Source organism: Proteus sp. STS61-E, assembly GCF_040932335.1.
Classification (GTDB): Bacteria; Pseudomonadota; Gammaproteobacteria; order Enterobacterales; family Enterobacteriaceae; genus Proteus; species Proteus mirabilis_B.
Genome location: NZ_JBFQGE010000002.1, coordinates 237,806 through 253,608, shown reverse-complemented (window position 1 = coordinate 253,608; position 15,803 = coordinate 237,806). Strand labels below are relative to the sequence as shown.

Sequence of the window (15,803 nt, the reverse complement as noted above, 5' to 3'; positions counted from 1 at the left end):
TGTACTATGAGTGATTTTACCCAGACAGTTCCTGAGTTAGTGTCTTGGGCGAGAAAAAATGACTTCTCAATCTCACTGCCACCAGAAAGATTAGCTTTTTTGATGGCTGTTGCTGTATTAAACAGCGAGCGTCTTGATGGCGAAATCAGTGAAGGGGAGTTAATTGATGCCTTTCGAGAAGTATGTAAAGGCTTCGAACAACCCGCAGAATCAATACAAGTTCGCGCAAATAATGCCATTAATGACATGGTAAAGCAGCGACTTTTTAACCGTTTTACCAGTGAATTGGTAGAAGGTAATGCAATATACCGTTTAACTCCGTTGGGAATTGGGATTAGTGATTACTATATTCGCCAACGTGAGTTTTCATCATTGCGCTTATCGATGCAACTTTCCATTGTGGCGGGTGAGCTTGATTCAGCAGCTAGTTCCGCTGAAGATGGTGGTGATGAATATCATTGGCATCGTAACGTTTTTGCACCTCTGAAATATTCAGTGGCAGAAATTTTCGATAGCATTGATTTGTCTCAGCGGATCATGGATGAGCAGCAAAATACAGTAAAAGAAGATATTGCTGCGCTATTAAACCAAGATTGGCAAGCGGCTATTTCAAGTTGTGAACAGTTGCTATCTGAAACTTCGGGCACATTAAGAGAGCTACAAGATACGCTTGAAGCCGCTGGTGACAAACTTCAAGCCAATCTCTTACGCATTCAAGAAGCAAACATGAATTCTGGTCATGTTGAGCAAATCGATACATTAGTATTTGAACTTCAAAGTAAGTTAGACCGCATTATTAGTTGGGGTCAGCAATCCATTGATTTGTGGATTGGATACGATAGACATGTCCATAAATTTATTCGTACAGCGATTGATATGGATAAAAACCGTATTTTCTCTCGCCGTTTACGTCAATCTGTACAAAACTATTTCGACAGCCCATGGGCATTAACTTACGCTAATGCTGATCGGTTGTTTGATATGCGTGACGAAGAGCTTGCCCTACGTGATGAAGAAGTCACAGGTGAGTTACCTGAAGAGCTTGAATATCAAATGTTCAGTGAAGTGAACGAACAAATAGCGCAATGGGTAGAGCAAGAGCTTGCTTCTTACAAATTAGAACAACGGGCATTAGATCTCAGTTCAGTGTTAGTTGAATACCTTAATCGTTATCCGCAACAGAAACATTTCGATGTTGCACGTATTGTTATTGACCAAGCAGTACGATTAGGTGTGGCGAAAGCTGAGCTCGCAGGATTACCTGCAAAATGGTCAGAAATTAACGAATATGGAGCTAAGGTACAAGCGCATGTCATCGATACATACTGAACAATTTATGCCAGCAAAACTGGCGCAGGCATTAGCGAACTCACTTTTTCCTGAACTGGATAGCCAGTTACGTGCAGGTCGACATATCGGTATAGACTCTCTAGATAATCATGCTTTCTTGATGGACTTTCAAGATGAGTTATCAGACTTTTATGCGCGTTATAACGTCGAATTAATTCGAGCGCCAGAAGGTTTCTTCTATTTGCGACCTCGCTCAACCACACTTATTCCACGCTCTGTTCTTTCTGAAATGGATATGCTGGTGGGGAAAATTCTTTGTTATCTCTATCTTAGCCCTGAACGATTAGCAAATCAGGGAATATTCACCGTTCAAGAGCTATTCGATGAATTAAGAACATTAGCAGATGAAAACAAACTTTTACGTTTAGTGAATCAACGCTCAACGGGTTCTGATCTTGATTTGCAAAAATTACAAGAAAAAATGAGAACCTCGCTAAATCGTTTACGTCGTTTAGGCATGATTTCATTCTTATTAAATGATATGCAGCGTTTTTCTATCACTGAATCTGTTTTCCGCTTTGGTGCCGATGTGCGCAGTGGCGATTCACCACTTGAGGCTCAAATGCGAATGATCCGTGATGGTGAAGCTATGGCGCTTGAAGATAGCTCAGAAGCTCTCAACGATGATGAAGAAAATGAAGATGAGCAATTACAATCCAGTGAAGATGATGCGGAGGGAGAAAATAAATGATTGAACGGGGAAAATTTCGCTCATTAACACTTATCAACTGGAATGGGTTCTTTGCTCGTACTTTTGATTTAGATGAGTTGGTGACTACGTTATCAGGTGGTAATGGTGCGGGTAAATCAACCACGATGGCTGCATTTATCACAGCTATGATCCCTGATCTTACTTTACTTCACTTCCGTAATACCACAGAAGCAGGGTCGACAAGCGGATCACGCGATAAAGGGTTATACGGGAAACTGCGTCCTGGTGTGTGTTATGCCGTATTGGATGTGATTAACTCGCGTCACTTACGTGCTGTGGTCGGTGTCCGTTTACAGCAAATTGCAGGACGTGATAAGAAAGTTGATATCAAACCCTTTATGATCCAAGGGCTGCCAATGGCAGAAAACCCAACAGAAATTTTGACGCAAGCTGTTGCGGATCGCCAAGCCCGTGTTTTACCGCTAAATGAATTAAAAGAAAAAGTTGAAGCCATTGATGGGGTTGTTTTCAGACAATTTAACTCTATTACTGATTTCCATGCTGTGATGTTTGATTTAGGGGTTATTCCTAAACGTTTACGCTCAGCGAGTGATCGCGCTAAATTCTATCGCTTAATTGAAGCCTCATTGTATGGCGGTATTTCAAGCGCAATTACACGCTCTTTACGTGATTATTTACTACCTGAAAATAGCGGTGTAAGAAAAGCTTTCCAAGATATGGAAGGCGCATTGCGTGAAAACCGAATGACGCTTGAAGCTATTCGTGTCACTCAATCTGATCGTGACTTATTTAAGCACTTAATTACAGAAGCGACATCTTATGTTGCTGCTGACTATATGCGTCATGCGAATGAACGACGTGTTCATCTTGATGAAGCTTTAAGTGTGCGCCGTGAGTTATGGAGCCAGCGTAAATCCATTAATAGCGAAGCGTATCGTTTTGTTGAGATGGGTAAAGAGTTAGAAGAGCAACAAGCGTTATCTTCTGATCTTGAAGCGGATTATCAAGCGGCAAGTGACCGATTAAACTTAGTACAAAATGCAGTTCGCCAACAAGAAAAAATTGACCGTTATGTCGCTGATGTTGAAGAGATAACTTTCCGTTTAGAAGAACAAAGCGAAGTAGTTGAAGAAGCGGCATCTAAAAAAGAAGAACTTGAAGCACGCGTAGAATCGGCAGAAGAAGAAGTCGATGAACTGAAAAATCAGTTAGCAGACTATCAGCAGGCATTAGACGTACAACAAACACGCGCTATTCAATATCGCCAAGCTGTGCAGGCTTTAGAGCGAGCTAAAGCACAATGTGATATTGCTGATTTAGACGAAACCAATGCAGAGCAATGGGCTGAACGTATCCAAGCAAAAATTCAAACCATTACGCATTCATTGCTTTCTATGGAGCAGAAACTCAATGTTTCTGAAGCTGCGAAAACACAATTCGATCAAGCCTATAAGCTGGTGAGTTCAATTGTCGGTGAAGTTGAACGTCAAAATGCATGGGATGCTGCAAAAACGGCATTACGTGAATGGTCTTCTCATCGACATCAAGCGGATAGGGTTCACCCTATTCGTATGCAATTAGCTGAATTAGAACAGCGTTTACATCAACGAAACAATGCAGAACGCCAACTTGAAGAATTTAACAAACATCATGGTAAATCGATGGAGCCTGATGATCTGTTAATTCTTCAAGATGAATTAGAAGCAAAAATTGAAGAGCTTAGCGATTACGTTAATGAGTCTGGCGAACAGCGCATGCAAATGCGCCAAGAGTTAGATCAACTTAAACAACAAATTGAAAAGCTGAAAAAACAAGCACCTGCATGGCTTGCAGCACAAGATGCGTTAACACAATTATGTGAGCAGACTCGTCAATCTTTTGAAACGGGTCATCAAGTAACTGAATATATGCAACAGTTACTTGAAAAAGAGCGCGAAGCAACGGTATTACGTGATGAAACAGCAACTCGCAAACAGCAAATTGAAGCGCAAATTGAACGTTTAAGTCAGCCAAGTGGTGCTGAAGATGGGCGATTAATTACCTTAGCTGAACGCTTTAATGGTGTTTTATTATCAGAAATTTATGATGATATTACGTTAGACGATGCGCCTTATTTCTCTGCATTATATGGTCCAGCACGCCATGCGATTGTTGTACAAGATTTATCTCAAGTTCAGGCGCAATTAGAAACGTTAGAAGATTGTCCTGAAGATCTCTATTTTATTGAAGGCGATCCACAATCTTTCGATGACAGTGTATTTAATGCGCAAGAGATGGATAAAGCCGTTCTTATCAAGAGCACTGATAGACAATGGCGTTATTCTCGCTACCCTGAAATTCCACTGTTTGGTCGAGCGGCGCGTGAAAATCAATTAGAAATTTTATCTCGTCAGCGTGATGAGCTTTCTGAAATTTACGCAACACAAGCTTTTGATGTACAGAAGATCCAACGTGCTCACCATGCCTTTAGTCAGTTTGTGGGACAACATATTTCTGTGGCATTTGAGGCTGATCCAGAAGAGGATATTCGCCAGCTCAACCAAAGACGTAATGAGCTAGAAAGAGCGTTAACACAATATGAAGAGAGTACTCAGCAACAGCGTCAACATTATGCGCGTGCTAAAGAATCGCTAAATCTTCTTAATAAACTTATTCCTCAAGTTAATATCTTGATGGATGAAACACTGATTGATCGAGTTGAAGAGTTACGTGAAGAGCTGTATGCCGCTGAAGAATCAATGCGCCACTTACAGCGTCATGAAAAAGCATTAGCAACATTAGAGCCTATCGCTTCAATCTTGCAAAGTGATCCACAAGCGCATGAACAATTAGCACAAGATTACGAGCAAGCAAAAGCAGAACAGCAACGTTATCAGCAGCAAGCTTTCTTGCTGGTGGAAGTGGTACAGCGTCGCCCTCACTTTAGTTATAGCGATGCCGTTGAGATTGTCAGTGAAAATAGTGATCTTAACGAGAAGCTACGTCACCGCTTAGAAATGGCTGAAACAGAACGCGCTACGGCAAGAGAACTTTATCGTCAACAGCAAGCACAATGTGCTCAATTTAATCAAGTACTCGCATCATTAAAAAGCTCCTTTGACACTAAATCTGAATTACTCAGAGAGCTTGAGCAAGAGATGCGCGATACAGGGATACATATTGATATTGGTGCAGAAGCAAGAGCCAAAGAGTTGCGCGATCAACGTTATTCTGCGGTAAGTGCAAACCGCACACGCATCAGCCAGCTTGAGCGAGATATCGCACTAAGTGAAGCTGAGCGAGATAATCTAACCAAGAAAATTCGTAAACTTGAACGTGACTACATTCAAATTCGTGAGCATGTTGTGAGTGCAAAAGCGGGTTGGTGCGCAGTTATGCGATTAGTGAAAGAAAATGGTATGGAGCGTCGTTTACATCGTCGAGACTTTGCTTATCTTTCTGCTGATGAATTACGTTCAATGTCGGATAAGGCGTTAGGCGCGTTACGCCAAGCGGTTGCTGATAATGAATATTTACGTGATGCGTTACGTCGCTCAGAAGACGCGAAGTACCCCGATCGCAAAGTTCAGTTCTTTATTGCGGTATACCAGCATTTAAGAGAACGTATTCGCCAAGACATCATTAAAACGGATGATCCAGTTGATGCGATTGAACAGATGGAAATCGAGCTTGCTCGCTTAACTGAAGAGTTAACTAGCCGTGAACAAAAATTAGCGATTAGTTCACGAAGTGTAGCGAATATTATTCGTAAAACTATTCAGCGTGAGCAAAACCGTATTCGTATGCTAAACCAAGGTTTACAAGCGGTTTCATTTGGTCAGGTGCGTGGTGTCCGACTCAACGTCAATATCCGTGAAAGTCACCAAGTGTTATTGGATGTATTATCTGAAGAAGATAACCAGTATCAAGATCTATTTAAAAACCAAAACCTGACTTTCTCCGAAGCAATGGCGAAACTTTATCAGCGTTTAAACCCTCAAGTGGATATTGGTCAACGTATGCCACAAACTGTGGGTGAAGAGCTGTTAGATTACCGTAATTACCTTGAAATGGATGTTGAGGTTAATCGTGGACCAGAAGGTTGGTTAAAAGCAGAAAGTGGTGCTTTATCAACCGGTGAAGCTATTGGTACGGGGATGTCAATTCTGGTAATGGTCGTACAGAGTTGGGAAGAAGAATCACGACGCTTAAGAGGAAAAGATATCTCTCCTTGTCGTTTGCTCTTCCTTGATGAAGCGGCTCGTTTAGATGCGAAATCTATCGCGACGTTATTTGAGCTTTGCGATCGTCTTGATATGCAGCTAATTATTGCAGCACCAGAAAATATCAGCCCAGAAAAAGGAACAACCTATAAATTAGTACGTAAAGTGTTCAATGGTACTGAACATGTACACGTTGTTGGATTAAAAGGTTTTGGTCAACAGGCTGAAAAAGATAAAATTGCATCATCAAATGTTGCTGAAATAACAGAATGATTTTATTCCATTATTAGCCTCAAGATGGCAAGAATAAAGGCGCTACGGGCTTATGCTTATAGCGCCTTCTTTTTTTAAAGTGTTACATAGATCAAAAAATGAAAGTAAATTAACAAAAAAATGAAATTTTAAATGGCATAACGTGCGCCATATCTCATTTAAATGTAATCATGATGTTTATGATTGTTCCCGTATGTGATTAATATAAAAATTTAAAGGAAAAAGAATGCGTAAAGTCACGTTAGCTTTTAGTGCAATTGCTTTAGCGTTAAGCTTAAACGGCGCAGCAATGGCAAAAGTACATCTGCCAGAAGTTGTTAGCCCAGGCGTTACCGTTGCACAACTTGCACAACAACAACCAATTCATTGGGTTTCTGTTGCTGATATTGAAAAAAGCCTTGCAGGTCAAGCACCGATGGCGGTTGGTTTTGATATTGATGACACCGTTCTGTTCTCAAGCCCAGGTTTCTACCGTGGTAAACTGGAATACTCTCCAAACGATTTCAGCTACCTGAAAAATCCAGAATTCTGGGAAAAAATGAATAACGAGTGGGATAAATTCAGTATGCCTAAACAAGTCGGTATCGATCTTGTTCAGATGCACTTAAAACGTGGAGATACTGTTTATTTCATTACTGGTCGTACTCAAACTAAAACTGAGACTGTGACCAAATATGTACAAGAAGGCTTAAACATTCCTGCTGATAAAATGCAGCCTGTTATTTTTGCTGGTGACCAACCGGGCGCAAATAACAAAGTAAGCTGGATGCGTGATCATAAACTAAAAATTTACTACGGTGATGCTGATGCAGATATCGCAGCAGCAGATGAGCTGAACATCCGTGGTATTCGTATTCTGCGTGCTGCTAACTCTTCTTACCAACCACTGCCAAAAGCAGGTCAGTTTGGTGAAGAAGTGGTTATCAATTCAGAGTACTAATCTTTACCCTTTGTTTACCTTTATTTGTAAGGCGTAGGAAACTACGCCTTTTTCTATTTTCTATTTTCTATTTTCTATTTTCTATTTTAAGACACCTTCCATTTAAATAATCTTATTATCTATTCACAATTCTTTATTATTCATTAATAGCTATTTTCAACTTGTCTATTTTTTGTTCTTTTATTACGTCTTTATTTAAATTATATATTTTGAATATAAAAACGCTTAAATAGTCTTTTTTTGATGAAATAAAATCAAATTTCTATCAGGGGCTTACAAAACTTTAAAAATATTAGTTTATTCCTATAAAACTCTTTTCCAAGCTCATCTAATATTCTAGGATACCAAAATAATAATAAGGGATGAGGGTAGAGGATTTATGGCGCATCAACCAATTAAAAGAGCAATCGCATATTCAGTTGTTATAGGTACACTCCTTTCTGGGCATTATGCAATGGCCACTGAAACAGAGTCAGTGACTTTATCTACACCCGAAACAGAAAACGCGATATTAGTTCCTGTAAATAATGAAGCTATGCCAGCACCTGCAATTGTGGCAATGAATGTTCCACAAGTGACTGAGTTAGAAGCAAGAACAAAACTACAATCGTGGAGCCCAACGGGATATAAACCGTTATATTTAACCCAGCTAGCGAAAGTTTACCAAGCGAATAACTTAGCATTAATCTGGCAAGATGAAAAAATAGTACAGCAATTACAGCAACAAATTGCTGAAGCCGCTATGTCAGGGACTCAACCTCAATTTGGGCAATGGCTAATACAATTAGGAGCGCCTGAATTAACAAAAGAAGCACGTGATCTTATTTTATCAGATGCTTTTTTAGGCTATATCAGTTTTGTTGAGCAAGTGAATAAATCAGGCATATCTTTACTGTATCGTGATGTGATGCAAACATTACCATCGCCAACTGATAAATCAGTCGTGGAATTACAGCAAAATATCCAAAATAACACCTTAGGTAGTTTTGTTATTTCCTATGCACCGTCCCATCCTTATTACAACTTAATGAAAGAGGAAGTGCGTAAGCAGTTACATAGCTCAGTTGTTTGGCCAGAAATGCAAGGAACAACATCATTAAAGCCAAATCAATCGTCACAAGAAGTTGTACCTCTAAGACAGATTTTACGTAATTTAAAATTAATTCCTGAACTGGCTGCGAATGAGCAGGAAATAGCGACAACTGTTTATGATGCGTCTTTAGTTGCGGCTGTTAAATTATTTCAAACTGCGCATGGGTTAGAGCCAGATGGTATTATTGGGCGACAAACGCGAGTATGGTTAAATATAACACCAGCACAACGCGCGAGTATTATGGCATTAAATATTCAACGTCTTCGCCTGACACCCGCCATTGGTAATACTGGAATTTGGGTTAATATTCCTGATTTCTCACTCTATTTTTATGCGAATAACGAGCTTATTCTTGACTCAAAAGTCATTGTCGGTCGTCCTGATAGAAAAACACCGATTATGAGTAGCGCACTCAATAATGTTGTGGTTAATCCACCTTGGAATGTGCCAACAAGTATGACTCGTAAAGATATTGTACCTAGAGGAAAGGCAGATCCTAGTTACTTTAGTCGTAAGGGATATACCATTTATTCAGGGTGGGGGAATGATGCTTACCCTATTAACCCTTATGACATTGATTGGCAAAATATGAGTGCAAATAACTTTCCTTACCGAATTTGGCAGGCTCCGGGACCAACAAACTCATTAGGGCGTTATAAATTTAATATGCCAAATTCAGATGCAATATATCTGCATGACACACCAAACCATTCACTGTTCTCAAAAAATATGAGAGCAATCAGTTCAGGTTGTATTCGTGTTAATAAAGCGTCTGAACTTGCTTCCATTTTATTGGGTGATGCGGGATGGAAACAAGATAGAATTGATGCAGCATTAAAACGTGGATCAACTCAATATGCGCCAATTCCTGAACGTATTCCGGTTTATTTATATTATCAAACAGCATGGGTGGCTCAGGAAAATGCACCTCAATATCGTTCAGATATTTATGGTTATGACAAAGTCACTACTAATGTACAACCCTATTTAGAGAATATTAAGAAATACTTGTAATATAAAAAAGTATAAATTGAATAAAGGGTGGCTAAATTGGCTACCCTTTATTTATATATAAATCAATGAGATATTTTTATATATTGTATTTTTTAATAAGGAAACTGAAAGAATAATAAATATACAAAATATTTTTAAAATTTCTATTAAAAATAGAATGATAAAAAGAGCCCTTAGTATAAATAACTAAATTAATAAGATTTGAAATGCTGATAAATTAAAATGAATCGTTATTTACAATACTATACAAACCATAAGAAACAATTCGAGAAAAATATTGTCATAATAAAGGTTCTTCCTCCTGAAATAATTTTTTGAGTGCATATACTATGGATATTATTGATTCACACCGCCGTAAGTGGCTGGGGCTTGGTATGGCCGCAGTGGGGTTAGGGTTATTGCCTTCTCATGCATTTGCTTCATTAGCAACACCTCGTCCAAAAATCCTTCGCTTTAATAATTTAAATACCGGTGAAACTATTAAAGCCGAGTTTTTTGATGGAAAACGCTATAACAAACATGAGCTTGCTAAATTAAATCACCTTTTTAGAGATTATCGTCAAAACAAAATCAAAACTATTGATCCCGCACTGTTTGACCAAATTTACTTACTGCAAGTGATGCTTAATAACAATAAGCCTGTTGAACTTATTTCAGGTTATCGTTCATTAGTAACCAATAATAATTTGCGCCAAAGCAGTAGTGGTGTAGCAAAGAAAAGTTATCATACACGCGGACAAGCAATGGATTTTCGTTTAGTGGGCACTGATCTTTCTAAAGTTCGTCAAGTTGCATTAAGAATGAAAGCGGGTGGTGTAGGTTATTATCCAAGAAGTAATTTTGTGCATATTGATACAGGACCTGTTCGCTCATGGTAATCTATTGAGAATTAGTTAATAGAGAGTGGAGTGATTCATGATGTATCACATTGTACCTGTGACAAACTATATGCAAAATTGCACCCTTATTTGGTGTGATGAAACGAAGGAAGCGGCAATTGTTGATCCTGGTGGAGATGTCGAAACGCTTATTGCAGAAATCGAAGCCCGCCAATTAACATTAACCAAAGTATTATTAACGCACGGACACTTTGATCATATTGCAGGCACCTCTCAAATTGTTGAGCATTTTAATGTTCCTGTTTATGGTCCTCATAAAGATGATAATTTCTTATTAGAGGAATTAGAACAACAGTGTCGTATGTTTAATTTCCCTTGCGGAAAGTCATTTGCACCAGATAGCTGGCTAAATGAAGGCGATACCATCACAATTGGTAACACCGTTTCGTTATCTGTTTTACATTGCCCAGGTCATACACCGGGACATATTATTTTTGTAAATCATCAGAATAAACTTATCTCTATGGGAGATGTGTTATTCAAAGAAAGCATTGGTCGTACCGATTTTCCGCGTGGAAACCATGCCGATCTTATTGCTTCAATCAAAAATAAAGTCTTACCTTTAGGCGATGATTATCTGTTTATTCCGGGACACGGCCCTATGTCTAATTTAGGGCATGAACGCCAATATAACCCTTTTTTACAAGATGAAATGCCAATCTGGTGATCTTCTCGAATATAAGTAAACAAATGAAAGCTCTTTATTATAAAGAGCTTTTTTTATCAGTAAAAAATGTGATTTATATTTTTATTGATCTGAATAAAAATGCCACGTTATTAAACAACGTGGCATTTATCTTCATTACACTTGATAAGGTAATTAGAGTACTGCAACAATGGCTTCACAAAGTGGAACCATATTCTCAAGAGTTAAACCTGCAACGTTAATACGACCAGATCCTACGATATAAATACCGTATTCAGCACGTAAACGCTCAACTTGCTCTTTATTTAAACCACTAAATGAGAACATACCATTTTGGTCGATAATAAAGCTAAAGTCTTGTTTAGCACCTTTTTCTTGCAGCGTAGTCACTAACAGCTGGCGCATACGCTGAATACGTTCGCGCATGGTTGTTAGCTCTTCAATCCACTCTTCTTTTAACTCTGGGTTAGAAAGAATAGTTGTTACCACTGAAGCGCCGTGTGCTGGTGGATTTGAGTAGTTTGCACGAATAATTGCTTTTGCTTGGCTAAAGGCTTTTTCAGCAGTGTCACTGTCTTTGGTGACAATGGTACATGCACCTACACGTTCATTGTAAAGACCGAAGTTTTTAGAATATGAACTAGCAACAATAAGCTCAGGATTTTTTTCTGCAAAGAGACGTAAGCCTTGAGCATCTTCTTGAAGACCGCGAGCAAAACCTTGGTATGCAAAGTCAAAAACAGGCAACCAGCCTTTTTCTGCTGATAGTTCAGCTAATTGACGCCATTGTTCTTCAGTTGGATCAATACCGCTTGGGTTATGGCAGCAACCGTGGAACAGAACAACATCACCCGCTTGAGCTTTAGCAAGGCTTGCTAACATGCCTTCAAAATCTAACCCACGATTTTCTGCATCGTAATAATCATAATTGCAGATCTCAAGACCTGCAGTTTGGAAAATATTGTTATGGTTAGGCCAAGTTGGGTTACTAATCCAAACACGTTTTGCTGTGGTTTGTTGAGCAATAAAATCAGCCGCAATACGTAAAGCACCTGTACCACCTGGAGCCTGTGCCGTGCGTGCGCGTTTTTCAGAGATAATAGGATGTTGTTCACCAAACAAAAGTGCTTGGGTCACATTGCCAAATTCAGGAATACCGCTAATAGGAAGGTAGTTTTTGGTGGTTTCGTTTTCTAACAGGTATTTTTCTGCTTTCTTAACGGTGGTTAAAACAGGCGTTTTACCTGTCTCATCCTTGTAAACACCAATTCCTAAATTAATTTTGTTTTCACGAGGATCAGAACGGAAACTATCAGCTAAACCCAGAATAGGATCGGCTGGTGCAGCAATGATTTTCTCAAACATAGTGTAATTGTTCCCTAAGCTCAAAACGAAGCCGAAATATGAGTATCAAGAGTAACGCTATGAGGCCTTTTTGCCAACTGTTTGTAGAGAAATTAACAAGAAGTTGTGAACTAAGTGAGAATAAATAGCAAATCAAGATGTAAATAAGTGAATATCCTGTGATTACATTAACATGTAAAAATAATCACTAAAAAGACAGAATTGTTTAGTATGATAAACTTTTGAATATTTCAAAAATGGAAACCATAGAGAGTGCTATCACAAGAGAAACGCTAATCAAGCGTGATTAATATAGGGATAAAATAAAAAGATAAGGGAAAGGAGGAGAGAAGGCGTATTAAATTGTACAAATAAAAAAGCAACACCGAAGTGTTGCTTTTCAAATCAATTAACTTGACTGTTTAATTACCTAAGCGGTAATTAGAACTGATAAGTCAGACCTAAACCAACTACGTTGTCAGTAGCAACGCCGTAAGTTTTAGTGAAGTCATTTTCGTCTAACAGGTTGATTTTGTAATCAACAACTGCAGTCATATTTTTGTTAAATTTGTAGAAAGAACCTACAGAGATATATTTAACTAAATCTTGGTCGTTGCCTTGAGCAGTACCTAAGTCTTTACCTTTAGATTGAACGTAACCTAAAGATGGTTTCAGACCTAAGTCAACGAAGTCATACTGTGCAGTTAACTCGATGTTTTGAGTTTTGTTTGCGATCAGAGCATCTGAACCGTAGTAGTTCATGTTACGGCTTTCACCGTACATAGCTGCTAAGTAAACGTTGTTAGCTGCAAATTTACCACCGAAGTTCCATGCTTCTGCATTTTTACCAGTAGCAGCACTGTGGTGTTCTTGCCAGTTAGTACGAGCAGAGTTAGAGTAACCACCACCCAGTGTTACGCCCCAGCCTAAGTTATAAGCTGTAGAGAAACCGAAGCCGTCGCCATTCGCTTTAGCTGTATCAACACGTTTGCTACTGTTGTTAGTGTTTTCGTTGTTTTTACCTTGGTATTGCAGAGCAAAGTTCAGGCCATCAACGTAACCGAACATATCAGTGTTACGGTAAGTTAAAACACCAGTAGTACGGCCAGTCATGTAAACGTCAGACTGAGACATAGAGTCGCCGCCCCATAAAGGCAGAACGTCTGTCCATGCGTTGGTGTCGTAAATTACACCATAGTTACGGCCATAATCTAATGAACCGTAGTCAGCGAATTTAAAACCAGCGTAAGCGAAACGAGTTTTAGATGAGTTTTCGCTTTCAGTGGTGTTAGTTTTGATTTCATATTCGAAACGACCGAAACCAACTAAATCTTTATTGATTTGAGTTTCGCCTTTGAAACCGATACGTGCACGAGAAGCGTCACCGCTTTCGTGATCACTGTTTGTATCAGAATCTGCGAAGTAATGACGAACGTCAACTTTACCGTAGATGTCTACTTTGTTGCCGTCTTTGTTGTACATTTCAGCTGCGTTTGCTGCACCAGCAAACATTAAAGCTGGGATTACCACTGCAAGAAGATTGCGCTTCATCATTATTATTACCCTCATTGGTGTTATTCAGACACCTTTGCCACTGCCAGAAATAGTTTCTTAATTTTTATGGAACTATTTATGAGAGTTAAGTGTCGTCTGTGTCGGGTGACAGTGTTCCATTGGTAAAAAATTTTATCTACCCCCAATTTGCTACAAAAACGAAAAAAGTGTAACAAATTGTAACTATGTATTTCAAAGTGTGTATTTTGGGGAACTTTTGAATTAAATAACAGCCATGCATAAAAAAAGCCAACCTTGAGGTTGGCTTCTTCACTTAAGTAAAACTAGTACAATAAAACAGCAATGCAAATTTTCAGTTGAATACTAATTAATCACTAAATTAAAAATCTGCATTTCTTGGTGTGCGTGGGAATGGAATAACTTCACGAACGTTTGCGACACCGGTCACATAAGCAACTAAACGTTCAAAACCTAAACCAAATCCTGAATGAGGCACGGTGCCATAACGACGCAGGTCGCGATACCACCAGTAGTCTTCTTTGTTCATTCCCATTTCTTCTAAACGTTTATCAAACATATCTAAACGTTCTTCACGTTGAGAACCACCGATGATTTCACCAATTCCCGGCGCTAACACGTCCATTGCTGCAACTGTTTTACCGTCTTCATTCATACGCATATAGAATGCTTTGATATCTTTCGGGTAGTTTTTCACAACAACAGGTGCTTTAAAGTGTTTCTCTGCAAGGTAACGCTCATGCTCAGAAGAGAGGTCAACACCCCAATAAACTGGGTTTTCAAATTTCTCACCACAGTTTTCAAGCACAGTAACTGCATCGGTATAATCGATTTGAGCAAAATCAGAGGTGATAAAGTTCTCTAAGCGTGAGATAGCGTCTTTATCGACACGTTGTGCAAAGAATTCCATATCATCTTTACGTTCTGCTAACACGGCTGCAAAGGTGTATTTCAACATTTTTTCAGCAAGGGCTGCGATATCGTTAAGATCAGCAAATGCCACTTCAGGCTCAACCATCCAGAATTCAGCGAGATGACGGCTGGTATTTGAGTTTTCAGCACGGAATGTTGGACCAAAAGTATACACTTTGCTTAATGCAGAGGCGTAAGTTTCACCATTTAGCTGACCAGAAACAGTTAAAAACGCTTCACGGCCAAAAAAGTCTTCACTGAAATCGACTTCGCCTTTATCTGTGCGTGGCAGATTGTTCATATCTAATGTAGAGACACGGAACATTTCACCTGCACCTTCTGTATCAGCCGCTGTGATCAGTGGCGTAGAAACCCAGAAGAAGCCTTGTTCATCGAAGAAACGATGTAGTGCTTGTGCTAATGTGTGGCGAACACGAGCAACTGCACCAATTAAGTTAGTACGAGGACGAAGGTGAGCAACTTCACGTAGGTACTCAATACTATGACGTTTGGCGGCCATCGGATAAGTTTCCGGATCATCGACCATTCCTACCACAACAACGCTAGTGGCTTGAATTTCAAAGTTCTGTCCCTGGCCCGGAGATTCAACAATTTTACCGGTGACTACCACAGAACAGCCTGTGGTTAAGTGCAGCACTTCATCTTGATAATTCGGTAAATTATTATTAATGATGGCCTGTACTGGATTAAAGCAGGAACCGTCATAGACGGTAAGGAATGAGATACCAGCTTTTGAATCTCTTCTTGTACGTACCCAACCGCGAACGGTGACGTCTTCGCCAACCGCGATACGGCCTTGCAGTACGTCGACTACAGGCGCAACGATCATAAATAAATCTCTCTTCGTTTAATTAAAATAATTGTTTGGTTAATTCATTCTGCCCTTGTCGGACAGTTTTTCTA

General features: G+C 39.3%; 10 protein-coding genes. 7 read left to right on the top strand and 3 right to left on the bottom strand.

Annotated features, from left to right (window positions below):
- Positions 1 to 6: 6 nt before the first annotated feature.
- The 7 genes from mukF to AB4J89_RS06980 all read left to right on the top strand — a co-directional run bounded on the left by mukF (position 7) and on the right by AB4J89_RS06980 (position 11,111).
- Positions 7 to 1,329: a chromosome partition protein MukF gene (mukF, locus tag AB4J89_RS07010; RefSeq protein ID WP_088493287.1), complete on the top strand. Its 1,323-nt coding sequence runs from the start codon at positions 7 to 9 to the stop codon at positions 1,327 to 1,329.
- Entirely contained in the window at positions 1,310 to 2,041 is a 732-nt protein-coding gene (mukE, locus tag AB4J89_RS07005) for a chromosome partition protein MukE (RefSeq protein WP_211838953.1), read from the top strand. The genes mukF and mukE overlap by 20 nt, the downstream gene beginning before the upstream one ends.
- Positions 2,038 to 6,498, top strand: coding sequence for a chromosome partition protein MukB (gene mukB / locus AB4J89_RS07000; protein ID WP_368468704.1), 4,461 nt, complete (start codon positions 2,038 to 2,040; stop codon positions 6,496 to 6,498). The genes mukE and mukB overlap by 4 nt, the downstream gene beginning before the upstream one ends.
- Before the next feature lie 226 nt (positions 6,499 to 6,724).
- Positions 6,725 to 7,438, top strand: coding sequence for an acid phosphatase AphA (gene aphA / locus AB4J89_RS06995; protein WP_088493285.1), 714 nt, complete (start codon positions 6,725 to 6,727; stop codon positions 7,436 to 7,438).
- A gap of 379 nt (positions 7,439 to 7,817) precedes the next feature.
- Positions 7,818 to 9,545 carry a L,D-transpeptidase gene (gene ldtD / locus AB4J89_RS06990; protein WP_368468702.1) on the top strand — a complete coding sequence of 576 codons (1,728 nt, stop codon included), beginning with the start codon at positions 7,818 to 7,820 and terminating at the stop codon, positions 9,543 to 9,545.
- A gap of 329 nt (positions 9,546 to 9,874) precedes the next feature.
- Entirely contained in the window at positions 9,875 to 10,423 is a 549-nt protein-coding gene (locus tag AB4J89_RS06985; RefSeq protein ID WP_075673124.1) for a YcbK family protein, read from the top strand.
- A 37-nt stretch (positions 10,424 to 10,460) separates the two neighbouring features.
- Complete coding sequence (locus AB4J89_RS06980; protein ID WP_088493284.1) at positions 10,461 to 11,111, top strand: MBL fold metallo-hydrolase; 651 nt, start codon at positions 10,461 to 10,463, stop codon at positions 11,109 to 11,111.
- A gap of 153 nt (positions 11,112 to 11,264) precedes the next feature.
- Here AB4J89_RS06980 and AB4J89_RS06975 read toward each other — a convergent pair whose 3' ends face one another.
- The 3 genes from AB4J89_RS06975 to asnS all read right to left on the bottom strand — a co-directional run bounded on the left by AB4J89_RS06975 (position 11,265) and on the right by asnS (position 15,729).
- The gene (locus AB4J89_RS06975) at positions 11,265 to 12,455 is read right to left on the bottom strand and encodes an amino acid aminotransferase (RefSeq protein WP_088493283.1); all 1,191 of its coding nucleotides are present in this window, start codon (positions 12,453 to 12,455) and stop codon (positions 11,265 to 11,267) included.
- Between the two features lie 420 nt (positions 12,456 to 12,875).
- Positions 12,876 to 13,988: a porin gene (locus AB4J89_RS06970; protein WP_088493282.1), complete on the bottom strand. Its 1,113-nt coding sequence runs from the start codon at positions 13,986 to 13,988 to the stop codon at positions 12,876 to 12,878.
- A 340-nt stretch (positions 13,989 to 14,328) separates the two neighbouring features.
- Positions 14,329 to 15,729 (bottom strand): asparagine--tRNA ligase, encoded by a 1,401-nt coding sequence (asnS, locus tag AB4J89_RS06965; protein ID WP_088493281.1) that lies wholly within the window; start codon positions 15,727 to 15,729, stop codon positions 14,329 to 14,331.
- Positions 15,730 to 15,803 lie beyond the last annotated feature (74 nt).